Here is a 22976-nt window from a genome sequence, read left to right as displayed (position 1 = left end):
CGATACCCGCGCGACCGACGCCCCCTCGTCTCCCTAGGCTTGCGTCGTGACGAGTACGACGACCGACGGCCCACCGCTCACCCGGACGTGGCTACCCGTCGCGGCCGTGTCCACGACCCTCGTGCTCTGGGCCTCGGCGTTCGTCGCCATCCGGCACCTCGCCGACGCGTTCCACCCGGGCGCGATGGCGCTCGGCCGCATGCTGGTCGGCGCCGCGTGCCTCTCCGTGGTCGCGCTGCGGCGTCGGCCGCTGCCGCGCCCGTCCGCCGCGGACTGGCGGGTGATCGTGGCGATCGGCGTGCTCTGGTACGCCGTCTACATGCTGGCCCTCAACGCCGGTGAGCGCACCGTCGACGCCGGCACCGCGTCGATGATCCTGCAGCTCTCGCCGATCGTGATCGCGGTCCTCGCCGCGGTCTTCCTGAGCGAGAGCTTCACCCCGCAGCTCGGCATCGGGCTGGGGCTCGCCTTCGCCGGCGTCGCGATCATCGGGTTCGCCTCGGGCGACTCCTCGGGCGACCGCTCGATCGTCGGCGTCCTGCTCTGCCTCATCCCGGTGGCGGCGTACTCGGCGTCCCTGGTGCTGCAGAAGCCCCTCGCCTCCCGCTACGCGGCCGTCCACCTCACCTGGCTCGCCTGCGGCATCGGCGCGATCGTGATGCTGCCGTGGATCGGCCAGCTCGTCGGCGACCTGCGTGCTGCCTCGACCTCCGAGATCCTGTGGCTCGTCTACCTCGGCGTGTTCCCGACCGCCATCGCGTTCACGACCTACGGCTACGCGCTGCAGCACATCTCGGCGTCGCGGCTCGGCATCTCGACGTACGTCGTCCCCGTCATCTCCATCGCGCTCGCCTGGGCGCTGCTCGGCGAGACGCCGCCGACCCTCGCCTACCTCGGCGGGGCCGTCGCCCTGGTCGGTGTCGCGATCGCCCGCCGCCGCCGAGCCGTCAATCCAAACGGCCCGAGACGTCAATCCGATCGGTCCGAGACGTCAATCGGGACCCGTTCATAGGATCGGATCGACGTCTCGGACCGTGGGGATTGACGTCTCGGCGAGTGGTCAGAGGTCGAGCTTGTAGCCCAGGCCGCGGACGGTGACGAGGTACTTCGGCTCGCCCGGGTCCGGCTCGAGCTTGGCGCGCAGCCGCTTGACGTGGACGTCGAGCGTCTTGGTGTCACCGACGTAGTCGCTGCCCCACACCCGGTCGATGAGCTGGCCGCGGGTCAGCACCCGGCCGGGGTTGCGCAGGAACATCTCGAGCAGCTCGAACTCCTTGAGCGGGAGTCGCTGCTCGTTGCCGTCGACCGTGACGACGTGCCGCTCGACGTCCATCCGCACCGGGCCGGCCTCGAGTGTCGCGGGTGCCAGGTCGGGCTCGGTCCCGCGCCGCAGGACCGCGCGGATGCGCGCGACGAGCTCGCGGGGGGAGTAGGGCTTCGTGACGTAGTCGTCGGCGCCGAGCTCGAGGCCGACGACCTTGTCGACCTCGTCGTCCTTGGCGCTGACCATGATGACCGGCACCGACGAGGTGGAGCGGATCTGGCGGCACACCTCGGTGCCGGGGATCCCCGGGAGCATGAGGTCGAGCAGCACGATGTCGGCGCCGTTGCGGTCGAACTCCTTGAGCGCGTCATCGCCGTTCTCGGCGATGGCGACCTCGAAGCCTTCCTTGCGGAGCATGTAGGAGAGCGCCTCGCTGTAGCTCTCCTCATCCTCGACGACGAGTACCCGGGTCACGGGCGGTCCTCCTTGTTGGGTGATGCCGCGTCCACGGAGCCGTGGGCCGGCACGAGCCGTGCGTTCTCCGGCGACAGGTGTTGCGGGAGTGTGAGGGTGAACGTGGAGCCCTGGCCCTCGACGGACCAGACCCGCACCTCGCCACCATGGGTGGCGGCGACGTGCTTCACGATGGACAGACCCAGGCCGGTGCCGCCGGTGGAGCGGTGGCGGGCAGGGTCGACGCGGTAGAAGCGCTCGAAGATCCGGTCGAGCTCGTCCTGCGGGATGCCGATGCCCTGGTCGACGACCGAGATCTCGACAGCGCCACCGTCGGCCTTGGCGGTGACCGACACGCTCGAGCCCGGGTCGGAGTAGCCGACGGCGTTCGAGACCAGGTTGGTGACCGCGGCGGCGACCTGGTCCTCGTTGCCGAAGACGAAGAGACCCTTCGTGCCGCCCGTGACGACCGAGATGTGCTTGCCCGCCGCGTCGACCTCGACCGTGTCGACCGCGGCCGAGATGACCTCGTCGACGTCGACGGCGACGGGCGCCTCGAGCGGCTCGTCACCCTGCAGGCGGGACAGCTCGATGATCTGCTGCACGAGCTGGGTCAGCCGGTCGCTCTCGATGAGCATGCGGCCGGCGAAGCGCTTGACGGCGACGGGGTCCTCGGCGGCCTCGGCGACCGCGTCGGCGAGCACGCGGATGGCGCCGACGGGTGTCTTGAGCTCGTGGCTGACGTTGGCCACGAAGTCGCGGCGGACGGCCTCGACCCGGCGCTCGCGGGTGCGGTCCTCGACGAGCGCCAGCACGAGGCGGGAGCCGAGGGGGGCGATGCGGGCGGTCACGTGACGAGCGGGTACGCCGGACCGCCGCATGACCAGCTCGGTCTCACGGATCTGCCCGTCCCGTCGTACGAGCCTGACCAGGTCGGCGAGCTCGGCGGAGAGCAGCGAGCTGCCTCGGACAAGCCCCAGCGCGTACGCCGGTGCGCTCGCCTTCACCACGACGTCCTCGTCGTCGACGATGACCGCACTGCTGCGCAGCACGGAGAGCACCGTGGCGACCTCTGGCGGCACTGCCGGGGCCGCGGTGAGCGGCACATGGTGCTGCTGGCGGTCGCTGATGTGCCATGCGAGCATGGCCGCACCGGCGACGACGGCCCCGAGCAGCGCGGCGAGGAACGCCTGCGTCGTCGGGTTCACACTGACAAGACTAGGCCCCCGCCTCACCCCGACTTCGCCGTCTGGACGATGAGAACCGGATCGTTCATGTCGAGTTCACCCATCGGCCCCGGCTGGTCATCTAGCCTGCCTACCTTTACCTCATGCGCAACGTCTTCCACGACCAGCTCGACGGCATCTTCGAGGATCTCGCCTCCATCTGCGGCCAGGTGGAGGTGGCCGTCGCCCAGGCGACCGAGGCCCTCCTCGGCGCCGACGCCACGCTCGCCGAGGAGGTCATCAGCAAGGACAGCAGCATCGACCAGGCGCGCGAGAAGGTCGAGGACAGCGCCTTCGCGCTCCTCTCGCTGCAGGCCCCGGTCGCCGGCGACCTGCGCGTCGTCGTCGCCGCGCTCCGGATGGTGAGCGACCTCGAGCGGATGGGTGACCTGTCGGTGCACGTCGCCAAGATCGCCCGTCTGCGGATGCCGAGGAACGCGGTGCCCGAGGCAGTCCGCCCGACGATCGCCCGGATGGCCGAGGTCGCCGAGGACATGGTGCGTCGGACCGCCGAGATCATCCGCACCCGCGACGTGGACGCCGCCGACATGCTCCGCGCCGACGACGACGAGATGGACAAGCTGCGTCGCGGCAGCTTCACCGAGCTGCTGTCGAAGGACTGGGCGCACGGCGTGGAGGCCGCAGTCGACCTGGCGCTGCTCGGCCGCTACTACGAGCGCATCGCCGACCACTCGGTGTCGGTTGCGAACCGGGTGGTCTTCGTCGTCACGGGCGAGTCGCCCCTCTGATCAACGCCGAGTCGGCGCATCCTCGCAGCTCACGAAGGCCGAGTCGGCGCGTCCTCGCAGCTCGCTGGCGCTCGCGTGCGAGGTTGCGCCGACTCGGCCTTGCTCGCGTGCGAGGTTGCGCCGACTCGGCCCTGCTCGCGTGCGAGGTTGCGCCGACTCGGCGTACTGGCGTCAGCGACCCTGGTTGGCGACGGCGGCGGCAGCGGCGGCAGCGGCCTCGGGGTCGAGGTACTCGCCGCCGGCGACGGTCGGCCGCAGCGACTCGTCGAGCCGGTAGACCAGCGGCTGGCCGGTCGGGATGTTCAGGCCCGCGATGTCCTCGTCGCTGATCCCGTCGAGGTGCTTCACGATCGCGCGGAGGCTGTTGCCGTGGGCGGCGATGAGGACGACCTTGCCGTCCCGCAGGTCCGGGACGATCGACGACTCCCAGTAGGGGAGCAGTCGCTCGATCACGTCCTTGAGGCACTCGGTGCGCGGCAGCTCGGCGTCGGGGATGTCGGCGTACGGAGCGTCGCCGACCTGCGAGAACTCGTCGTCGTCCGCGAGCACCGGCGGCGGCACGTCGAAGGAGCGGCGCCAGAGCATGAACTGCTCCTCGCCGTACGCCTCCAGCGTCTGCTTCTTGTCCTTGCCCTGCAGGGCGCCGTAGTGGCGCTCGTTGAGTCGCCAGCTGCGACGGACGGGGATCCAGTGGCGGTCGGCGGTGTCGAGCGCGGATGCGGCGGTGTTGATCGCGCGGCGCAGCAGGGAGGTGTGCACGACGTCGGGGAGTACGCCGGCCTCCTTGATCATCGTGCCGGCGCGGACCGCCTCCTCGCGGCCACGGTCCGTGAGCGCGACGTCGACCCAGCCGGTGAACAGGTTGAGCGCGTTCCACTCGCTCTCTCCGTGGCGGAGCAGGACGAGCGTGTAGGGCATCAGTGAGCCTCGGCCGACGGCGCGGCGCTGGGGTATTCGCAGGTGTAGGGCTCGGCGGTCGTCGACGCCTGGGCCTTGCCGGACTGCTTCGAGGGCAGGGTCTGGACGTCGGAGTACTCGTGGCACTGCTTGACCACGACGGCGCCGACCTCGATCGAGCTGCCGTTGTCGAAGGTCAGCGTGACCGGCTTGTCGTCGCCCGCCTTGAAGTCGCCGGTGACCGGGATGCCGCCGTCGGTGAAGAGGTTCGCCGAGCCGCCGCTCTTGACCTCGATCGGCGTGAACGTGCCGGCCGTGACGCCGTCACCGCTGAGGCCGGTCAGCTTCGTGTCCGCCGCGCTCGGGTCGACCGTGATGGTCGCGACGAACGTGCCGGTGCCGTCCGAGGGCGCCACGATGCGTGCCGCGAGCACGTGGATGTCCCCCTCGATGTGATAGCCGCCGTTGGCGATCACGTTCGGTCGGTCGGTGGCGTAGTTGAAGCCGCAGGAGCTCAGCAGCGGCGCCGCGACAGCCACCAGGCCGGCGACGGCGAGGGCACGCTGGGTGCGAAGGCGGCGGAGAGACGTCATCACGGCCGACACCCTACCGTTCTCGGACGCCCGCCTCTCAGGCGGTCGGGTGTGATCTCAGCGGGACAGTCCGACCTGGTGCGCCACGACCGCGAACGCCGCGCCGACGGCCACCAGGAAGGCAACGGTGAGCACGAGCAGGCGGGTGGCGCCGAGGCGCCGGCCGAGCCGGAGCGGCAGGTAGGTCCAGCCGTCCTCGTCGTCGGCGACCAGACCCCACAGCGCCGTCAGGAAGTGGACGCCGACGCCGAGCAGGGCCGCGAGCGCGAGGAGCACCGGCTGCGGCGGGTCGCCCTCGGCCTGGCCGCCCCAGCCGCCGTACGACAGGAAGGCGGGGTAGAGGCTGAACGCGACCGCCCACGGCAGCCACGAGAGCAGGCCACGACGTACGAGCGCGTTGTCGAGGTTGGCGAGGAGCCCGACCGCGACGGACGCGAGGTAGCAGCAGCCGGCCGCCACGCCGTTGTTGACGGCGACCGGCACGAGGAGCAGGACACCGCAGCACCAGGCGAACCACGCTGCCCCGGGCTCGAGGCGGCCGTCCGCGATCGGCTTGCCCGTGCGCTCGTGCGCGCGGTCGCGCGCCCGGTCGAGGAGGTCGTTGTGCCAGCCCAGCAGGACCTGGCCGACCAGCACGGTGGCCGCCGCCAGAGCGATCTCGCGGCCCGGTCGTGCGTCGAGGGCGGCGACCGCCGCGAGGGCGGCGGCGGTGAGCAGTGCCTGCCGCGGGTGCGCCGCGCGGACGAGCAGCACGGGAAGGGAGTCGAGGACGAGCCGGCGGCGCGGTGCGGGCGCGAGCGCGTGCTCCGACGTCGACGGCGTCGATGCGTTCTCCCGGGCCTCCTCGGACATGGGCCCGAGTATCGGGCATCGGCGTCGGCCATGTCGGAGTGGACGCGTCTCGGACGGAAATTCTGCGGCCGGACGGGCGTGTCGCCGTACGGCAGGATCCGGGTCCAACACACGGACTGCGGTTCTGTCAAGCCCTGGGGATAGGGCCATTGCGCCTCTGACCTGGGAAAACGGAATCGGTTGTACTGCAGGAGCGTGGTAGACTTCGCTGTCTAGGAAGGGGTACCTGACATATGACTTTCACCGTCGGCGAGACCGTCGTCTATCCGAACCACGGGGCCGCCATCATCGAGGACATCGAGATGCGGACCATCAAGGGGGAGGAGCGCCAGTACCTCGTCCTTCGGATCATCGCCCAGCAGGACCTGGTCGTTCGGGTCCCCGCCAACAACCTGGATCTGGTCGGTGTCCGTGACGTCGTCGACAAGGAGGGCCTCGACCGGGTCTTCGAGATCCTGCGTGCCGCGCACGTCGAGGAGCCGACCAACTGGTCGCGTCGCTACAAGGCGAACCTCGAGAAGCTGCACAGCGGCGACGTCATGAAGGTCGCCGAGGTGGTCCGCGACCTGTGGCGCCGCGAGCGCGACCGCGGCCTGTCGGCCGGCGAGAAGCGGATGCTCGCGAAGGCTCGCCAGATCCTGGTCTCCGAGCTCGCCCTGTGCGAGCGCACCAACGAGGACAAGGCCGAGGCGCTGCTGGACGAGGTCCTCGCCAGCTGAACCCGACGTACGGGCCCCGGGGTTGATCCCCCGGGGCCCGTTGTCGTTCTCGAGGTCCGCGCAGTGTCATACGGTGGGGTCGCCATGACCACCGATCCGTATGACATCGCCTCGATCCCGCCGACCCTGGGAGCCGTGGTCGAGGCCGAGCGCGGCTCCTTGCCGTTCGCGCTCATCCACGGGGAGGGCCTCGTGGCCTGTGCCGCCTGGGCTCTGGGGGAGGCCGGCATCACGCCCATCGACCACGGCACGAGCTGGGCCGCCCTCATCGAGTCGGGCGAGCCGCTGGTGCTGCACGACGCGCTCTGCCCGATGACACCCGCGGCGTTCCTCGCCGACTGCGTCCGGGTGAGCGAGGAGCGGTCAGCCGTCGTCGTCGCGGTCCGGCCGGTGACGGACACCGTCAAGCAGGTCGAGGACGGGTACGTCGGCGCGACGATCGACCGTGACGCGCTGGTCGTCGTCACCTCGCCGATCGTCCTCCCGGCCGTGGTGGTGGCGTCGCTGGACGGGCTGTCGTCCTACGACTTCGCGACGCTCGCCGGCCAGCTCGCCGCGCGGTTCCCGGTCGTGACGCTCGAGGCGCCCCCTGCGGGTCGCCGGGTCGCATCTCTGGACGACGTACGCCTCCTCGAGGCGCTGACTCGCCCCGCCTGACCCCGAGACGTCAATCCCCACGGTCCGAGACGTCAATCCATGCGGTCCGGGTCGGGACGGATTGCCGTCTCGGACCGTGGGGATTGACGTCTCGGCGACTGGAGGAGGGTCGCGACGGCGGCCACGTCCTCGGCGAAGGTCACCTTGAGGTTGAGCGAGGAGCTGGGCACGCCGGCGACCCGTACGTCGCTGTAGGCGGCCAGGCATGCCGCCGTGTCGGTGGCCTCGAAGCCGTCCGCGTTCGCCGCCGTATGGGCGGCGAGGAGGTCCGCGGCGCGGAACGCCTGCGGGGTCTGGACGCCCACCACGCCGGGATGCGGCCGCAGCCCCGCCCTATCCGCGACACCCGACAGCGGGACGACGGGGATCGCGCCACCGACCTCGCGGGCGACCTCGATCGTGGTCGCGAACAGCTCGGACGACGCCAGCGGCCGTGCGCCGTCGTGGATGGCGACGACGTCGACCTCTCCGGCCTCGATGTCGGCCCGCAACGCGTTCAGGGCAGCCCACTCGGACGCGTGCCGCGTCGCACCGCCCTCCACCACGCGCACCTCGCCCGCGCCGAGCACCGGCAGGACCGCCCGGGCGACGTCGTCCTGCTCGCCGGGGCGCACGACCAGCACGATGCGGCGTACGTCGTCGACCTCGAGCGCGGCCCTCAGCGACAGCCCGAGCACCGTGGTGTCCGCCAGCGGGAGCAGCACCTTGTTGACCCCGGCGCCGACACGGGTGCCGCTGCCGGCGGCGAGCACGACGAGAGCGCTGGACACGGCGTGGAGGTTACCCGGCCCGGGCCGGATCGTTTTCACGCCCGTTACACGGCGAAACGTCGCGAGAACACGCCCGCCCTACGTTCGACCGCGGAAGGAGGCGACGATGACGGGCGCCGAGGAGTGGCAAGCGGTCTGCGCGGTCGACGACCTCGAGGTCGACCGGGGCGCCACCGCGCTCGTCCACGGACAGGCCGTCGCGCTCTTCCGCACCGCCGACGACAGCGTCTACGCGCTCGGCAACCACGACCCGTTCGCGCGGGCGTCGGTCATCGCGAAGGGCATCGTCGGGCAGCGCGAGGACGTGCCGTTCGTCGCCTCTCCGGTGCACCGGCACGCGTTCGACCTGCGGACGGGCCGGTGCCTCGACGAGGCGGGCGTCTCCGTGCCGGCGTACGACATCAGGGTGGTCGACGGCGTCGTCCACGTCGGGCATCGCAAGCCGCAGTCGGTGGCCTAGCGGGACTCGGCCCACACGATGGCGGTCGCGATGGCCGCCACGCCCTCGCCGCGGCCGGTGAGGCCGAGCCCGTCGGTCGTCGTGGCGGACACCGAGACCGGGGCGCCCACGGCCTCGGAGAGAGCGTGCTCCGCCTCCGTGCGCCGCGGGCCGAGCTTCGGGCGGTTGCCGACGACCTGGATCGCGACGTTGCCGATCTCGAAGCCGGCGGCGCGCACGAGCGAGGCCGCCTCGCCGAGGAGCCGCGCGCCGGACGCGCCGGCGAGCTCGGGGCGGTCGGTGCCGAAGTTCGAGCCGAGGTCGCCCAGGCCGGCGGCGGAGAACAGCGCGTCGCAGGCCGCGTGGGCGGCGACGTCCGCGTCGGAGTGACCCTCCAGGCCGACGTCGGAGTCCGGCCAGGCGAGCCCCGCCAGGTGCAGGGGTACGCCGGGCACGAGCCGGTGCACGTCGGTGCCGATTCCGATGCGAGGGACCGCCTGGTGAGTCACACCGAGGATCATGCCGGACGGGCTCCGCCATGGTCGGCGCGCCACAATGGACGACGTGACGGAGCAGCGGGGCGGCTGGGCCCTGGCAGGTGCGTTGTCCGGACTCGCCGGGCTGGCCGTGAGCTATCTGGTCACCCACATCGTCGGCGGTGACGAGGCGCCCGTGGCGGCGGTCGCCGAGCAGGTCATCCGTCTCACCCCGGGCGGGGTCGCGGAACGGGCGATCCGCACCGTCGGCCACGCCGACAAGCCGCTGCTCGTGACCGGTGTCGTCGTGGCGGTCACCGTGCTGAGCGCAGTGATCGGGTACGTGGCGCGCCGCATCTCGGCGGAGCCCTGGGTGCCCGCGGCGGCGTACGCCGTCCTCGCCGCGCTCGGGCTCGCCGCCGTGCTCGTGCAGCCGCCGCCGCGGGTGCCGGGCGTGATCGGCGTCGTGTGCGGCTACGGCGCGTGGGTGCTCGTCTTCCTGCTGCTGACCCGACCGCTGCGGCCGCCGGTCGACGAGGCCTCACGGCGCCAGTTCCTGCTGCGCACCGGCCTGGTCGCCGGCGGCGCCGTCGTCGCGGCGTACGCCGGCCGTGTGGTCGGCCGCCGCAGGCGTGAGGTCGAGGCGGCCCGCCGCATGCTGAGCCTGACCGGCGTGACGCAGCCGCGACTGGACCCGGCCGACGACCTCGGCGTCCCGCACCAGCCGCCGTGGCTGACGCCGGTCGCCGACTTCTACCGGATCGACACCGCCATCGTGCCGCCCGCGGTCGCCCCGGCCGACTGGCGGCTGCGCATCCACGGGATGGTCGACCATCCGATCGAGCTCACCTTCGACGACCTGCTGAGCCGACAGGTCACCGAGAACTGGATGACCCTCAACTGCGTCTCCAACACCGTCGGAGGCGACCTGATCGGGAACGCCTGGTGGAGCGGTGTGCGGATCGCGCCACTGCTCGCGGAGGCGGGTGTCCATCCCGAGGCCGACGGGGTGCTGCAGACCTCCGCGGACGGGTGGACCTGTCTCACCCCGATCGAGGTGCTCACCGACGACCGCGACGCGATGCTGGCCGTCGCCCAGAACGGCGAGCCACTCACCGTCGAGCACGGCTTCCCGGTGCGGATGGTCGTGCCCGGGCTCTACGGCTACGTGAGCGCGACGAAGTGGGTGGTCGACCTGGAGGTGACCCGCTTCGACAAGGCGCAGGGCTACTGGACCGACAAGGGCTGGAGCGCGCGCGGCCCGGTGAAGCTCGCCTCCCGCATCGACGTGCCCCGCGGTGGCGCGGACGTCGGGCACGGCGAGGTCACCGTCGCAGGCACCGCGTGGCAGCAGCACACCGGCGTGCGCGCCGTCGAGATCTCCGTCGACGGGGGCGCGTGGCGCCCGGCGCGTCTCGCCGCCGTACCCGGCGTCGACACCTGGGTGCAGTGGCGCACCACGGTCACCCTGGACGGCGGCGACCACCAGGTGCGGGTGCGCGCGACCAGCGCCACGGGAGAGGTGCAGACGAGCGCTCGGGCCGAGCCGGCGCCCGACGGGGCGACCGGGTGGCACACGGTGAAGTTCCACGTTTCCTGACCTGACCCTCCGAGTCCCTAGACTTGGCGGGTGATCAGGCTGTACGACACCGCGACCGGCGCGGTCCGTGACTTCGTCCCCCTCCAGGAGGGGAAGGCGTCGCTCTACGTCTGCGGCCTGACGGTGCAGTCGGAGCCGCACGTCGGCCACGTCCGCAGCGGCGTCAACTTCGACGTCCTGCAGCGCTGGCTGCGGCATCGCGGTCTCGAGGTGACGTTCATCCGCAACGTCACCGACATCGACGACAAGATCCTCATGAAGGCGGCCGACCAGGGCCGGCCCTGGTACAACCTCGCCTACGACATGCAGCGGTCGCTCACGAACGCCTACGAGGCGCTCAACGTCGCGGCGCCGACCTACGAGCCGCTGGCGACCGGCCACGTGCCGGAGATGGTCGAGATCATCGCGACGCTCATCGACAACGGCCACGCGTACGCCGCGACCGACGGCTCGGGCGACGTCTACTTCGACGTGCGGTCCTGGTCGTCGTACGGCGAGCTGACGCACCAGCGCGTCGAGGACATGGAGGCCGCGGCCGACGCGGACCCGCGGGGCAAGCGCGACCCGCGCGACTTCGCGCTCTGGAAGGGCCGCAAGGAGTCCGAGCCGGAGACCGCGTCGTGGCCGAGCCCGTGGGGCCGCGGGCGACCGGGCTGGCACATCGAGTGCTCGGCGATGGCCGGCAAGTACCTCGGCCCGGCGTTCGACATCCACGGCGGCGGCCTCGACCTGCGCTTCCCGCACCACGAGAACGAGCTGGCGCAGTCGCGCGCGGCCGGGCGCCCGTTCGCGTCGTACTGGATGCACAACGCGTGGATCACCACCGCCGGCGAGAAGATGTCGAAGTCGCTCGGCAACTCCCTGACGATCCCGGCCGTGCTCGACCGCTTCCGCGGCATCGAGCTGCGCTACTACCTGGTGTCGGCGCACTACCGCTCGCACGTCGAGTTCTCCTTCGAGGCGCTCGAGGAGGCCGCGTCGGCGTTCCGGCGCATCGAGTCGTTCGTGGACCGGGCCGTCGAGCTCATGGGTCCCGAGGACGCCGGCCTCGGCTCCGAGCTGCCCGCGGCGTTCGTCGCGGCCATGGACGACGACCTGGGTACGCCGGCCGCGATCGCCGTCCTCCACGACACCGTGCGCGAGGGCAACCGGCTGATCGCAGACCGCGACGTCGACGCCGTGCAGGCGGTGCTCGGCTCGGTCGTGCTCATGCTCGACGTGCTCGGGCTCAACCCCGCCGACCCGGTGTGGGGCTCCGACCGCGGTGCGGACGACCGGCTGACCGGCGTCGTCGACACCCTCGTCCGCGGCCTGCTCGACCAGCGCGCAGCGGCCCGCGCGGCCAAGGACTGGGCCGCCGCCGATGCGGTCCGCGACCAGCTGAAGGCAGCCGGCGTCGAGATCACCGACACCCCCGATGGACCGAAGTGGAGCGTCTGATCACTCATGGCAGGTAACTCTCAGCGCAAGGGCGCGATCGCCAAGGCGGGCAAGAAGAAGGGCGCCACCGTCGGCTCCGGCGCCCAGCGTCGCAAGCAGCTGGAGGGCAAGGGCCCGACGCCGAAGGCGAAGGACCGGCCCTACCACAAGGCGCACAAGTCGGCACAGCTCGCCGAGCGGTCCGCGGCGCGGCGTGACGGCCGCGGTGGACCCCGCAAGCGGTCGACGTCGGACGCCGAGTGGATCATCGGCCGCAACCCGGTCGTCGAGGCGCTGCGCGAGGGCGTGCCGGTCAACGCCGTCTACGTCGCCGAGGGCGCGGAGCGGGACGGCCGGCTGCGGGAGGCGTTCCAGCTGGCCTCCGAGCACGGCATCGGGCTGCTGGAGGTGGCCAAGACCGAGCTCGACCGGCTGACCGGCTTCAACGGTCACCAGGGCCTCGCGGCCCGCATCCCGGCGTACGAGTACGCGCACCCGGACGACCTCCTCGACCGCGCCGCCGACGCCGGCGAGCCGCCGCTCATCGTCGTGCTCGACCACGTCACCGACCCGCGCAACCTCGGCGCGATCGTCCGGTCGGCGGCGGCGTTCGGCGCGCACGGCGTCGTCATCCCGACCAACCGCTCCGTGGGCATGACCGCGGCGGCGTGGAAGACGTCCGCGGGCGCCGCGGCGCGCATCCCCGTCGCCCAGACGGTGAACCTGACCCGGCAGCTGAAGGCCTACCAGGACGAGGGCTGCATGGTCGTCGGCCTCGACATGGAGTCCGACGTGGCGCTGCCCGCGTTCGAGCTCGGTGACGGCCCGCTCGTGGTCGTGGTCGGCGCCGAGGGCAGCGGGCTGGGTCGGCTGGTGACCGAGACGTGCGACCAGATCGTGTCGATCCCGATGGTCAACGCTGTCGAGTCGCTGAACGCCTCGGTCGCCGCCTCGCTGGTGCTCTACTCGGTCGCTCAGGCCCGCTCCTAGCCCGGACGTCATACGCGGTGGTCGCCAGGACCACCAGGGCGTATGACGTCAGCCGGGTGGTGTGACGGGAGCGGCCACGGCCTCCTCGGGCTTCTCCGCGAGCACACTGGCGACGTAGCTGCGGGCGGCGTCGAGCAGCTTGACGCTGCGCCCGGCCTGCTCGGACAGGAACCAGCGGTGCACGAGCACCTCGTGGAAGATCTCGGCCGGCTCCAGCTTGCCGCGCTGCTCGGCCGGCACGAGTGCCTGCAGCGGCTCCCAGGTCTCCCGCAGCCACCGCTGCGCCACGATCTCGCGGTCGAGACGGCCCAGGTCGCGCGAGCTGGTGTACGCCGCGATGTCGTTGAGGAGGCGGCGCGCCTGGGCGTCCTCGGCGACGATGCCGGTGAGGTTCTGCAGCTCGCGCGCGTGGTGGCCGAGCTCGACGACCCGCGGCTGGAGCCGCATCTCGTCGCCGTCGATGTCGGTGACGATGTCGATCTCCTCGACGTCGAAGCCCATGTCGTTGAGCCGCTCGATCCGCTGCTCGACGCGCCAGCTCTCGTCGGCCGAGAACGTCTCGGCGGCGGTGAGCTCGTTCCAGAGCTGCTCGTAGCGGGTCTGCAGCAGGTCGATCACCGCTCCGGGGTCGATCTCGGAACCCTCTCCGGCCCCGCTCGCCATGACGTCCATCAGCTCGGCGTAGACGTTCTCGGTGCCGACGGTGACGTCGTACTCCCGCATCTGGCGCGACAGCGACTGGCGCAGCTCGCCGGTCTCGGCGTCGACCAGGTAGGCGGCGAAGCCGCCGGCGTCACGCCGGAAGAGCACGTTGGAGAGGCTGACGTCGCCCCAGTAGAAGTCGGCCAGGTGCAGCCGCACGAGCAGCACCACGAGCGCGTCGATCAGGCTCGGCACCTGATCCGGGGACAGGCCGTGCTCGAACAGGCTGCGGTAGGGCAGCGAGAAGCGGAGATGCTGCGTGACCAGGGCCGCCGGGAGGTCGTCAGGCCGGCCCGCGACGACCGCCTGAGGTACGACGGCGGGCAGCTGCATGCGCTGGAGGTCCCGGAGCAGCCGATACTCGCGGAAGGCGATCTCCTCCTGCGTCTCCTTCACCGCGTAGACCCGCTCGCCGAGACGCACGATGCGCACGATGTGACGTGACAGCCCCCGCGGGAGCGGGACGACATGCTCCGTCCAGTCCTCCAGGGCGGTGTCCCAGGGGAGAGTCAGGATCGCCGGGTCCGGTCGGTTGGCGACGATGCGGAGAGCCACGGCCCTCAGTCTGGCACTCGCCGGTCGAGGTCAGGCCAAGCGCCAGAGTGCGAACGCGGGTGCGTCGGCAGCCGGGACGGCACCGGCGAAGCCGCGCTCGTCGCCCGTGGTGCTCAGCAGCAGCTCGCCCGTGGGCAGGTCGAGGTCGATCGCCGGACCGGGCGCACGCCGGGCGGCCACGAGGATCGTCTCGTCGGGGTGCTCGCGCAGGTAGACGAGGGAGTCGTCGTCGACGTACGCCCAGCGCAGTCCGCCGCGGCGCAGCGCGACGTGCCGTCGCCGGAGGGCTGCCAGGGAGCCGTACGTCGCCAGCGTCGCGCTGTCCCAGGCCTCCCGGTGGTCCCACGGCATCGGTCGGCGGCCGTCCTCGCCGTTCACGCCCTCGAGGCCGAGCTCGTCGCCGGCGAACAGCATCGGCACGCCGGGCAGCGTGAACTGCAGCCCCGCGGCGACGCGGTGCACGCCCGCGTCCACGACCAGGGTGCGGATCCGGGCGCTGTCGTGGCTGCTCAGGATGTTCCAGGACTGGGTCGTCGCGCGCCAGCCGTAGCGGGCCCGCCACTCGTCCAGGCTCTGCCGGACCAGCGGCCCGGGGCGGCGCGGGACGGCGACCGGCCGGCCGAACGGCCTCGCGTCGGTCTCCTCGGCGCGCAGCCACGACCAGACCGGCCACGAGAAGCCGGAGTAGTTCATCGTCCCGTGCCAGCCGTCGCCGTCGATGTCGGAGGACGCGTCGTGGTTGTGCTCGCCGACGACGAACGTCTCCTCGCGCTGCTCGGCCGCCGTGGCGCGGATGATGCGGGCGACGTCGTGGTTGACGTCGATGTGGCCGAGACGACCGGTCATGTTGGCGACGTCGATGCGCCAGCCGTCGACGTCGTACGGCGGCCGGAGCCAGCGGCCGACGACCGAGTCCGGCCCCTCGATCATCACGCGGCGCAGCTCGTCGCTGGTGTGGTTGAGCTTGGGAAGGGTGTGGTGGCCCATCCAGCTCTCGTAGCGCAGGTCGTCGTGGAAGTAGTACCAGGAGCGCGTCTCGCCACCCTCGCGCGCCCGCTGGAACCACTCGTGGGTGTCGCCGGTGTGGTTCGACGTCAGGTCGCCGAGCAGCCGCCAGCCGCGGTCGTGCACGGCACTGCTGAGCCGCTGGTAGGCCTTGTCGCCGCCGAGCAGCGGGTCGACGTGGTCGAACGTGCTCGCGTTGTAGCGGTGGTTGCTCTCCCCGGGGAAGACCGGGGTCGTGTAGACGATGTCGGCCCCGGTATCCGCCAGGTGGTCGAGGTGGTCGACGATCCCGTCGAGGTCGCCGCCGAAGAACTGGAGCGGGGTCCGCGGGTCGGAGCCCTCGTAGACGACGGTGTCGTCCCAGTCGGCCGGCACCGCCCAGGCGGGCGTCTCTCGGTCGCCGGCGTGCGCGCTGCGCGCGAAGCGGTCCGGGAAGATCTGGTAGACGACCCCGTCGCGTGCCCAGTCCGGCGCCGGCGCGTAGGCGACCACCTTGAAGTCGAACGTGTCGCTGCCGTCGTACCCGACCTCGCCGGCCGCGCCCAGCCACGTCTGCGAGCCGTCCTCGCGCTCGATGAGGAAGCGGTAGTGGGTCACCGGGTTGTGCACCGGCAGCCCGCCGCTCCACCAGCCGGCGTCGCCCTCGCGCGCCATCTGGTGGTACGTCGGCTCGGCGTCGTACGTCGTCCGGACCCAGGCGCGCGTGACGGGGTCGTCGGCGCTCGTGCGGACGCGCACCGTGACCGTGCTGCCCAGATGCGGGGCTTCGTCGGAGAGGTAGAGAGGCGAGCCGTCGTGGTGGGGCCGACCGAGGAGGTCCGTCATGCTCCCATTGTCTAGGATGGCCGCCGGCCGCTCGCGGCCGTGCCGCGTTAGCTCAGATGGCAGAGCGTTCGCCTTGTAAGCGAAAAGTCGGGAGTTCGATCCTCCCACGCGGCTCCACAGGACTGTCGGTGGCCGGACCTAGCGTCGCGGGCCATGGGGACATGTCTCGGGTGTGATGCCCAGCTCGTCAAGCGCCAGGTCAAGTACTGCTCCATTCGCTGCCAGCAGGCCGTGATCCGGAGCCGGCGCCTCGCCGAGTGGCTTGCGACGGGTAAGCAGATCCACGCGAGCAAACGGGGGCACTACATCCGCGACCACCTCTTCGAGGCACAGGGAGGGCGCTGTGGTGTCTGTGCGATGGCGGCGGAGTGGAACGGCGAGCCGATTCAGTTCGTCCTCGACCACGTCGACGGCGACGCGTCGAACAACCGCCGCGAGAACCTCCGCCTGATCTGCCCGAACTGCGACAGCCAGCTGCCGACGTACAAGAGCCGCAACCGCGGGCGCGGCCGTGCCTGGCGCAAGCAGCGGTACGCCGACGGGAAGTCGTACTAGGCGGCCCGGTGGACCACGGTGTCGACGCCGGCGGCTCATTTACCCGGTCGGCCCCGCTCCGTAGGGTCGGGGCATGGCCCAGATCCTGCTGTTCCACCACGCGTTGGGGCTGACGCCCGGCGTCGTGGAGTTCGTCGATGCGCTGCGCAAGGCGGGGCACACGGTCGACGCCCCCGACCTCTTCGACGGCCAGCTGTTCGAGCGCGTCGAGGACGGCGTCGCCCACGAGGAGGGCCTCGGCTGGGAGGAGATGATCCGCCGCACCGAGGCGGCGGCGGCGGACCTTCCCGCCGACCTCGTCTACCTGGGCATGTCGCTGGGTGTCGTCTACGGCACGCGTCTGGCGGTGCTGCGCCCGGGTGCGCGCGGCCTGATCGGGCTCTACTCGCCGATCCCGCCCGAAAGCGTCGCCGGGGCCGCATTGCCTGCGGGCGTGCCGGCTCAGTACCACTGGATGCAGGGCGACCCGTGGGTCGACGAAGGCGCGCCCGAGGCGCTCGTGGCGCAGGTCCCGCAGGCCGAGGTCAACGTCTACGAGGGCGACACGCACCTCTTCGCCGATCCGAGCAGCGTGGACTTCGACGCGGTGGCCGCGGCGCTGGCGATGGAGCGGATCCTCACGTTCCTCGGCGCGTTGTGAGCGTCAGCGCAGCGCGCGGACGGTGAACCGGGTCGGGGGCGTCGCGATCGCGTCCTGCGAGGCGACCAGCTCGAGCTCACGGCGGCCCGACGCCAGCGTCCTCTCCAGGATCGCGAAGAGCGTGTTGGCGGTCAGCCCCAACGCGGTCGCCGGGGAGCCGGTCGTGCGCAGGTGGGCGAGGTAGACGGCCGCGGTCACGTCGCCGCCGCCGTTCGGCGTGATCGGCAGCAGCGGCGTGGTGACCGCCCACGCACCCTCGTCCGACACGGCCACCAGGTCGAGCTCCTCGGAGCCGAGCGCGCCGTGGACCACCGAGGTGACGAGCACGTCGCGCGGCCCGGTCGCCCGCACGACGTCGACAGCGGCGACGACCTCGTCGAGCGTCGTGGTCGTGCGGCCGGAGAGGAAGTCGAGCTCGAAGTGGTTCGGCGTGATGACGTCGGCCGCCGGCACGACCTCGTCTCGCATGAACTCCGGGATGCCCGGTCGCACGAAGAAGCCGCGGCCGACGTCGCCCATCACCGGGTCGCAGCAGTAGACGGCGTCCGGGTTCGCGGCCTTCACCTTCGCGACGGCGTCGAGGATGACGGCGCCGACCGCCGGGTCGCCCTGGTAGCCCGAGAGCACGGCGTCGATCCCCGGGAAGGCGGCTCGCTCGGAGATCCCGTCGATGACCGCCGCGACGTCGGCCGGTGCGACGAGGGGCCCGCGCCACTCGCCGTACCCGGTGTGGTTGGAGAAGTTGACCGTCAGCACCGGCCACACCTCGTGGCCGAGCCGCTGGAGCGGGAACACGGCGGCGGAGTTGCCGACGTAGCCGAAGGCGACGTGGGACTGGATCGACAGGATCTGCACCCGCTCATCCTCGCGCCAGCCCTGCGAGCGGTCCACGCCGGCCCGGGGTCCGGCGGTCCCGTCCCGCGCGGGCGGTACGTTCGAGGCCGTGACCGAGATGAGCTACCGCCCGCTGGGCGACTCCGGACTGATCGTGAGCACCGTCGGCATCGGCTGCAACGCCTTCAGCCGCCGCGTCGACCTCGACGGTGTCGCGGGCATCCTCGCAGCGGCGCGCGAGACCGGCGTGACGCTGCTCGACACCGCCGACGTGTACGGCGCGCCGCACGGCGCGTCGGAGGAGATGCTCGGTGAGGCGCTCGCCGGGCAGCGCGACCACTTCGTCCTCGCCACGAAGTTCGGCATGGACATGGAGGGCATCAACGGCGAGGACTTCGGCGCGCGTGGGGCCCGGCGCTACATCCGACGCGCCGTCGAGGCGTCCCTGCGCCGGCTGCGCACCGACCACATTGACCTCTACCAGCTGCACACGCCCGACCCGGTCACGCCGATCGAGGAGACGCTGAGCGCTCTCACCGACCTGGTCCATGAGGGCAAGGTGCTCTACCTGGGCTGCTCCAACTTCGCCGGCTGGCAGGTCGCGGACGCTGCGTGGACGGCCGAGAGCGCCGGGCTGGAGCGCTTCGTCTCCGTGCAGAACCAGTACTCCCTGCTCACCCGCGACATCGAGGCGGAGGTGGCCCCGGCGGCCGAGCGGTTCGGGCTCGGCGTCCTGCCGTACTTCCCGCTCGAGGCCGGTCTGCTGACCGGTAAGTACAAGCGCGGCGAGGCTGCGCCCGCGGGCACCCGCTTCGCGCTCGAGCCCGGCCGTGGCCAGTGGCTGCAGGACGCCGACTGGGACAGGATCGACCGGTTCGAGAAGTACGCCGCCGCGCGCGACCTGTCCCCGCTCGACGTGGCCATCGTGGGGCTCGCGGCGCAACCCGGCGTCTCCTCGGTGATCTCGGGTGCGACCTCCGGCGACCAGGTGCGCGCCAACGCGGCGGCGCTCCGCTGGCAGCCGACCGGGGCCGACCTCGTGGAGCTGGACGAGATCACGAGGGATTGACGTCTCGGGCCGTGGGGATCGACGTCTCGGGCCGTGGGGATTGACGTCTCGGCGGTCAGGGGGTCGCGGGGAGGGACCAGTCCATCGGCTGGCCGCCCTGCTCGACGAGGAGCGCGTCGACGCGGGAGAACGGGCGTGAGCCGAAGAAGCCGCGGTGCGCGGACAGCGGTGAGGGGTGGACGGACTCGACGCACGGCACCGTTGCGAGCAGTGGCTTCAGCGACTGGGCCTGGCGGCCCCACAGGATCGCCGCCAGCGGGCCGCCGCGCGCGGCGAGCGCCTCGATCGCACGGGACGTGACCGCCTCCCAGCCCTTGCCGGCGTGTGACGCCGGCGCGCCTGGGCGGACCGTGAGCACCCTGTTGAGCAGCATCACGCCGCGGTCCGCCCAGGCCGAGAGGTCCCCGTGCTCGGGCGGCGTGACGCCGAGGTCGGAGCCGAGCTCGAGGTAGATGTTGCGCAACGACGCCGGCAGCGGTCGCACGTGGGCCTCCACCGCGAAGGACAGCCCGATCGGGTGGCCCGGCGTCGGGTAGGGGTCCTGCCCGACGACGAGCACCCGCACCGAGGCGAGCGGCCGCTGGAAGGCGCGGAAGATCCGGTCGCCGTCCGGCAGGTACGGCCGACCGAGGGCGAGCTCGTCGCGCAGGAACCGCCCCATCGCCGCGATCTGCTCGTCGACGGGTGCGAGTGCCTCGGCCCAGTCGGCGGCCACGAGACCCTGGGCCACCAGGCCGGCGAGCGCGCTCACCGACCCTCCTCCGGCCGCGTCAGGCGGGTTGGCTCAGCTCGAAGCCGGTGGCGTACATCCCGGCATGGTCCGTCGCCCGACGGGCGGCGCCACCGCGGATCATGCGGTAGTCGCTGAACGTCACGGACGGGTCGGCGAAGAGCTGGTCGATGCGGGTCCGGGCGGTCGGGCACGACGCCACCGTACCGACCGGCGAGACCATGCCCGTGCGGGCGACCAGCCGGCATGTCGCGCGCTGGTTGAAGTCGCCGCCGAGGAACGTGGAGATCCGGCCGCCGTACGCCGACCGCAGCCGCCCCAGCGCACCCAGCTCGCGCCGCCACGACGCCTGTTGCCACCGTCCCTGGGCGCCGCGCCGGGTGTTGCTCGCCGGGTGGTGGACGGCGAGGGCGCCGATCCGTACGCCGCTCGCGCGGTCGCGCAGCACGGCGACGGCCACCGGCACGGGTCGACCGCGGTAGCCGAACGACCGGAGCCGAACGACGCGCTCCAGGCGGTAGACGTGAGCGTCGTAGACCACGGCGTTCGTCTCCCCGGTCTGCCGACCGGGGACGACGCCGAGACCGCCGTGGGACGCCCGTCGCAGTGCCCGCACCTGGCGGCCGTTGCTCTCGGCGAGCAGACCGATCGACGCGTGCGCGCTCCGCATGACGCCCAGCACCAGTCGCGCCTGTCGGGCGGCCGAGCCGGCGTGGGCGAGGTGCTCGACACCCACGTTGGCCCAGAACGCCGTGCCCGACGCCGACAGCCTCGTCGGGGTCACGGCCATGTCGGCCGTCTGCCCGGCGGCCGGACGCGCGTCCGACAGCTCAGCCCCGGCCGGACGCGCGACGAGGAGCAGCGCGGCGAGCAGGGTGGCGGTCAGGAGCCGCCGGCCCGGAGAGGTCACCCGGTGGCCCTTCATGACGAGGTCGTCTCGGTGATGGCGAACCGGGCACGGTACACGGCGGGGTGGTCGGTGATCCGGCCCACCCGGGCGCCCGTCATGCGCCGGTAGGAACGGACCCGCACGCTCCGATCGGCCAGCAGCTGGTCGATCGGGGCCGAGCCGCGGCAGCCCCGGTTGCCGACCGAGAAGAGCCGGGCCCGGTGGGCGCGGCAGGCGACCGAGGTGCCGGCGTTGAAGTCGCCGGCGAGGAAGACCGACACCGGTCCGTGGGCACGGCGCAGGCGGCGCACCTCCTGCAGCTCGCGCCCGAGCGCGCGGTCGCGCCAGCGGTCACGGGGGTTGTGCACGGCGATCACGGCCAGCAGGTCACCGGTCGCGCGGTCGCGCAGCACCGCGACCGGCACGCGGACCGGCCGGCCGCCGTACGACAAGCCGCGGAAGGCGTAGCCCTCCACCAGGTCGTAGGCGCCGCTGTCCCAGAAGATGCCGTTCGTGGTGCCGCGGCCGCCGACGAGGAGGCGGTACGACGGCGCCGATCGCCGGAACGCGGTGATCTGGCTGCGCTCCAGCTCGGCGAGCGCGCCGAGCCCGACTCCGCTGCCCCTGACGAGCCGCACCAGCCTGCGCATGCGGGCTGCCCCCGAGCCGGGGCCGTGCGCCGCCGTGTGATGGGCGGCCCAGGCGTTGGCCCAGAAGAAGGACCCGGTGGCACGGGCCGGCTGCGCGGTCGCCTGGGCGGTCGGCCGGACGGCCCGTGCAGGGGACGCCAGCTGGAGCACTGCACCGAGGGTGGGGGCGAGGACGGCGGTCACGACGAGCAGGAGGGCGCGGCGGCGTACGTCGGGCACTCGGGGCCTCTCGGATCGGGGGACTGATCGGGGGCGTGGCGTCATCAGCGTGCTGCAGTCCGGGCGCCCGCGCACTATCCCAACATGCCCGGCCGCGGACTGTTCACACAGGTGTCGATGAGGGGTCGGGGAGTGGTCATCGCGCGTCCGGGTACGGTGCGGCCATGAGGTTCGGAGTCTTCGTCCCGCAGGGCTGGCGCTACGACCTGGTCGGGATCGATCCCGTCCAGCACTGGGCCACGATGCGCGACCTCGCGCGCCGTTTCGACGGTGTCGAGGCGTGGGAGTCGCTGTGGGTCTACGACCACTTCCACACGACACCGGACCCGTCGCAGGAGGCGACCCACGAGGCGTGGACGCTGATGGCAGCCTTCGCCGCCGACACCTCCCGCATCCGGCTCGGCCAGATGTGCACCTGCATGTCGTACCGCAACCCGGCGTACCTCGCGAAGGTCGCCGCGACCGTCGACCACATCTCCTCCGGCCGGATCGAGATGGGCATCGGCGGCGGCTGGTACGAGCACGAGTGGCGGGCGTACGGCTACGGCTTCCCGGGGCCGAAGGAGCGACTCGGCCGGCTCCGCGAGGGCGTCGAGATCTTCCGCCAGGCGTGGACGACCGGCACCGCGACGCTGGACGGCGAGTACTACCAGGTGGACGGCGCCATCTGCCGTCCGTTGCCGCTGCAGCAGGGACCGAGCGGGATCCCGCTGTGGATCGCGGGCGGCGGCGAGAAGGTCACGCTCAAGATCGCCGCGCAGTACGCCGACTACACGAACTTCGACGGCTCGCCGGAGGGATTCGCCCACAAGTCGGCGCTGCTCGAGGAGCACTGCCGCAACCTCGGCCGCGACTTCGGCGCCATCACCCGCTCGGCCAACTACAACACCTTCGTCGGCGCGACCGAGGCCGAGGTCGAGGACCGCAAGGCGCAGTTCACCGACCACTTCAAGAAGGCGCTCGGCGAGTCCCGTGGCACGGCGTACGCCGACCAGGTGCTCTCCGGCGCCCTGACCGGCACACCCGAGCAGATCGTCGAACGGCTCTCGACCGTCCGCGACCTCGGCCTGTCGTACTTCATCGGCTACTTCCCGGAGCTGGCCTACGACACCTCGGGCGTGGAGCTGTTCGAGCGCGAGGTCATCCCCGCCCTCGCCTGACCCTCCCCTTCCTTCGCCGAGACGTCGATCCCCACGGTC

The 22976-nt window shown here is 72.1% G+C and carries 25 protein-coding genes and 1 tRNA gene; 13 read left to right on the top strand and 13 right to left on the bottom strand.

Annotated elements, in window-relative coordinates; genetic code table 11:
* Positions 1-46 precede the first annotated feature (46 nt).
* Positions 47-1012, top strand: coding sequence for a DMT family transporter (locus ABD205_RS00370; RefSeq protein ID WP_344041235.1), 966 nt, complete (start codon positions 47-49; stop codon positions 1010-1012).
* A gap of 48 nt (positions 1013-1060) precedes the next feature.
* On the opposite strand, the gene ABD205_RS00365 is transcribed toward ABD205_RS00370, so the two are convergent.
* Complete coding sequence (locus ABD205_RS00365; RefSeq protein WP_344041233.1) at positions 1061-1738, bottom strand: response regulator; 678 nt, start codon at positions 1736-1738, stop codon at positions 1061-1063.
* A complete protein-coding gene (locus tag ABD205_RS00360) occupies positions 1735-2925 on the bottom strand; it encodes a sensor histidine kinase (RefSeq protein ID WP_344041231.1) in 1191 nt (396 codons plus the stop codon). Before ABD205_RS00360 ends, ABD205_RS00365 begins: the two co-directional genes overlap by 4 nt.
* 122 nt (positions 2926-3047) lie before the next feature.
* Between ABD205_RS00360 and phoU the strand changes: the two genes are divergently transcribed.
* A complete protein-coding gene (gene phoU / locus ABD205_RS00355; RefSeq protein ID WP_344041229.1) occupies positions 3048-3692 on the top strand; it encodes a phosphate signaling complex protein PhoU in 645 nt (214 codons plus the stop codon).
* Positions 3693-3863: 171 nt separating this feature from the next.
* Here the strand turns inward: phoU and ABD205_RS00350 are convergent, their stop codons facing one another.
* Genes ABD205_RS00350 through ABD205_RS00340 form a run of 3 tightly spaced genes read right to left on the bottom strand, consistent with a single transcriptional unit; the run spans position 3864 to position 6034 of the window.
* Positions 3864-4610: a phosphoglyceromutase gene (locus ABD205_RS00350; RefSeq protein WP_344041227.1), complete on the bottom strand. Its 747-nt coding sequence runs from the start codon at positions 4608-4610 to the stop codon at positions 3864-3866.
* Positions 4610-5185 carry a copper chaperone PCu(A)C gene (locus ABD205_RS00345; protein WP_344041225.1) on the bottom strand — a complete coding sequence of 192 codons (576 nt, stop codon included), beginning with the start codon at positions 5183-5185 and terminating at the stop codon, positions 4610-4612. The genes ABD205_RS00350 and ABD205_RS00345 overlap by 1 nt, the downstream gene beginning before the upstream one ends.
* 54 nt (positions 5186-5239) lie before the next feature.
* Entirely contained in the window at positions 5240-6034 is a 795-nt protein-coding gene (locus tag ABD205_RS00340) for a UbiA family prenyltransferase (RefSeq protein WP_344041223.1), read from the bottom strand.
* Between the two features lie 233 nt (positions 6035-6267).
* Here ABD205_RS00340 and ABD205_RS00335 point away from each other — a divergent pair, with 233 nt between their 5' ends.
* Positions 6268-6753: a CarD family transcriptional regulator gene (locus ABD205_RS00335; RefSeq protein ID WP_344041221.1), complete on the top strand. Its 486-nt coding sequence runs from the start codon at positions 6268-6270 to the stop codon at positions 6751-6753.
* An 84-nt stretch (positions 6754-6837) separates the two neighbouring features.
* On the top strand, positions 6838-7410 hold the full coding sequence (locus ABD205_RS00330; RefSeq protein WP_344041219.1) for a 2-C-methyl-D-erythritol 4-phosphate cytidylyltransferase: 573 nt from the start codon (positions 6838-6840) through the stop codon (positions 7408-7410).
* Positions 7411-7442: 32 nt separating this feature from the next.
* Here the strand turns inward: ABD205_RS00330 and ABD205_RS00325 are convergent, their stop codons facing one another.
* A complete protein-coding gene (locus ABD205_RS00325; protein WP_344041217.1) occupies positions 7443-8180 on the bottom strand; it encodes an IspD/TarI family cytidylyltransferase in 738 nt (245 codons plus the stop codon).
* Between the two features lie 106 nt (positions 8181-8286).
* Here ABD205_RS00325 and nirD point away from each other — a divergent pair, with 106 nt between their 5' ends.
* Positions 8287-8640, top strand: coding sequence for a nitrite reductase small subunit NirD (gene nirD / locus ABD205_RS00320; RefSeq protein WP_344041215.1), 354 nt, complete (start codon positions 8287-8289; stop codon positions 8638-8640).
* Here nirD and ispF read toward each other — a convergent pair.
* Positions 8637-9128, bottom strand: coding sequence for a 2-C-methyl-D-erythritol 2,4-cyclodiphosphate synthase (gene ispF / locus ABD205_RS00315; protein ID WP_344041213.1), 492 nt, complete (start codon positions 9126-9128; stop codon positions 8637-8639). The genes nirD and ispF overlap by 4 nt on opposite strands.
* A 55-nt stretch (positions 9129-9183) precedes the next feature.
* On the opposite strand from ispF, the gene ABD205_RS00310 reads away from it, so the two are divergent.
* Genes ABD205_RS00310 through rlmB form a run of 3 tightly spaced genes read left to right on the top strand, consistent with a single transcriptional unit; the run spans position 9184 to position 13104 of the window.
* Positions 9184-10695, top strand: a complete 1512-nt coding sequence (locus tag ABD205_RS00310; RefSeq protein WP_344041211.1) for a molybdopterin-dependent oxidoreductase — start codon at positions 9184-9186, stop codon at positions 10693-10695.
* A 30-nt stretch (positions 10696-10725) separates the two neighbouring features.
* Positions 10726-12135, top strand: coding sequence for a cysteine--tRNA ligase (gene cysS, locus ABD205_RS00305; protein ID WP_344041209.1), 1410 nt, complete (start codon positions 10726-10728; stop codon positions 12133-12135).
* Positions 12136-12141: 6 nt separating this feature from the next.
* The gene (gene rlmB, locus ABD205_RS00300) at positions 12142-13104 is read left to right on the top strand and encodes a 23S rRNA (guanosine(2251)-2'-O)-methyltransferase RlmB (protein ID WP_344041207.1); all 963 of its coding nucleotides are present in this window, start codon (positions 12142-12144) and stop codon (positions 13102-13104) included.
* A 48-nt stretch (positions 13105-13152) separates the two neighbouring features.
* On the opposite strand, the gene ABD205_RS00295 is transcribed toward rlmB, so the two are convergent.
* Complete coding sequence (locus tag ABD205_RS00295) at positions 13153-14361, bottom strand: DUF4032 domain-containing protein (RefSeq protein WP_344041205.1); 1209 nt, start codon at positions 14359-14361, stop codon at positions 13153-13155.
* 30 nt (positions 14362-14391) lie between these two features.
* The gene (locus ABD205_RS00290; RefSeq protein WP_344041203.1) at positions 14392-16191 is read right to left on the bottom strand and encodes a glycoside hydrolase family 13 protein; all 1800 of its coding nucleotides are present in this window, start codon (positions 16189-16191) and stop codon (positions 14392-14394) included.
* 41 nt (positions 16192-16232) lie between these two features.
* On the opposite strand from ABD205_RS00290, the gene ABD205_RS00285 reads away from it, so the two are divergent.
* The 3 genes from ABD205_RS00285 (at position 16233) to ABD205_RS00275 (ending at position 17386) form a co-directional block, all read left to right on the top strand.
* Positions 16233-16308 (top strand) — tRNA-Thr (locus ABD205_RS00285).
* Positions 16309-16344: 36 nt separating this feature from the next.
* A complete protein-coding gene (locus ABD205_RS00280; protein ID WP_344041201.1) occupies positions 16345-16746 on the top strand; it encodes an HNH endonuclease in 402 nt (133 codons plus the stop codon).
* Between the two features lie 73 nt (positions 16747-16819).
* Positions 16820-17386, top strand: coding sequence for a dienelactone hydrolase family protein (locus tag ABD205_RS00275; RefSeq protein WP_344041199.1), 567 nt, complete (start codon positions 16820-16822; stop codon positions 17384-17386).
* A 3-nt stretch (positions 17387-17389) separates the two neighbouring features.
* On the opposite strand, the gene pdxY is transcribed toward ABD205_RS00275, so the two are convergent.
* Positions 17390-18241, bottom strand: coding sequence for a pyridoxal kinase PdxY (pdxY, locus tag ABD205_RS00270; RefSeq protein ID WP_344041198.1), 852 nt, complete (start codon positions 18239-18241; stop codon positions 17390-17392).
* Between the two features lie 97 nt (positions 18242-18338).
* Here pdxY and ABD205_RS00265 point away from each other — a divergent pair, with 97 nt between their 5' ends.
* Positions 18339-19289 carry an aldo/keto reductase gene (locus ABD205_RS00265; protein ID WP_344044436.1) on the top strand — a complete coding sequence of 317 codons (951 nt, stop codon included), beginning with the start codon at positions 18339-18341 and terminating at the stop codon, positions 19287-19289.
* Between the two features lie 55 nt (positions 19290-19344).
* Here the strand turns inward: ABD205_RS00265 and ABD205_RS00260 are convergent, their stop codons facing one another.
* From ABD205_RS00260 to ABD205_RS00250, 3 genes are read right to left on the bottom strand one after another with little or no spacing between them, the layout of a single operon-like run.
* Positions 19345-20040: a uracil-DNA glycosylase gene (locus tag ABD205_RS00260; protein WP_344041197.1), complete on the bottom strand. Its 696-nt coding sequence runs from the start codon at positions 20038-20040 to the stop codon at positions 19345-19347.
* Between the two features lie 19 nt (positions 20041-20059).
* A complete protein-coding gene (locus ABD205_RS00255) occupies positions 20060-20944 on the bottom strand; it encodes an exonuclease/endonuclease/phosphatase family protein (RefSeq protein ID WP_344041195.1) in 885 nt (294 codons plus the stop codon).
* Positions 20941-21777, bottom strand: coding sequence for an exonuclease/endonuclease/phosphatase family protein (locus ABD205_RS00250; RefSeq protein WP_344041193.1), 837 nt, complete (start codon positions 21775-21777; stop codon positions 20941-20943). The genes ABD205_RS00255 and ABD205_RS00250 overlap by 4 nt, the downstream gene beginning before the upstream one ends.
* Positions 21778-21941: 164 nt before the next feature.
* Between ABD205_RS00250 and ABD205_RS00245 the strand changes: the two genes are divergently transcribed.
* A complete protein-coding gene (locus ABD205_RS00245) occupies positions 21942-22937 on the top strand; it encodes an LLM class F420-dependent oxidoreductase (RefSeq protein WP_344041191.1) in 996 nt (331 codons plus the stop codon).
* Positions 22938-22976 lie beyond the last annotated feature (39 nt).

It is taken from the genome of Nocardioides panacihumi, assembly GCF_039530925.1.
GTDB lineage: Bacteria > Actinomycetota > Actinomycetes > Propionibacteriales > Nocardioidaceae > Nocardioides > Nocardioides panacihumi.
Note: the sequence above shows the minus strand (reverse complement) of the source record. Positions and strands in the feature narration are given on the sequence as shown.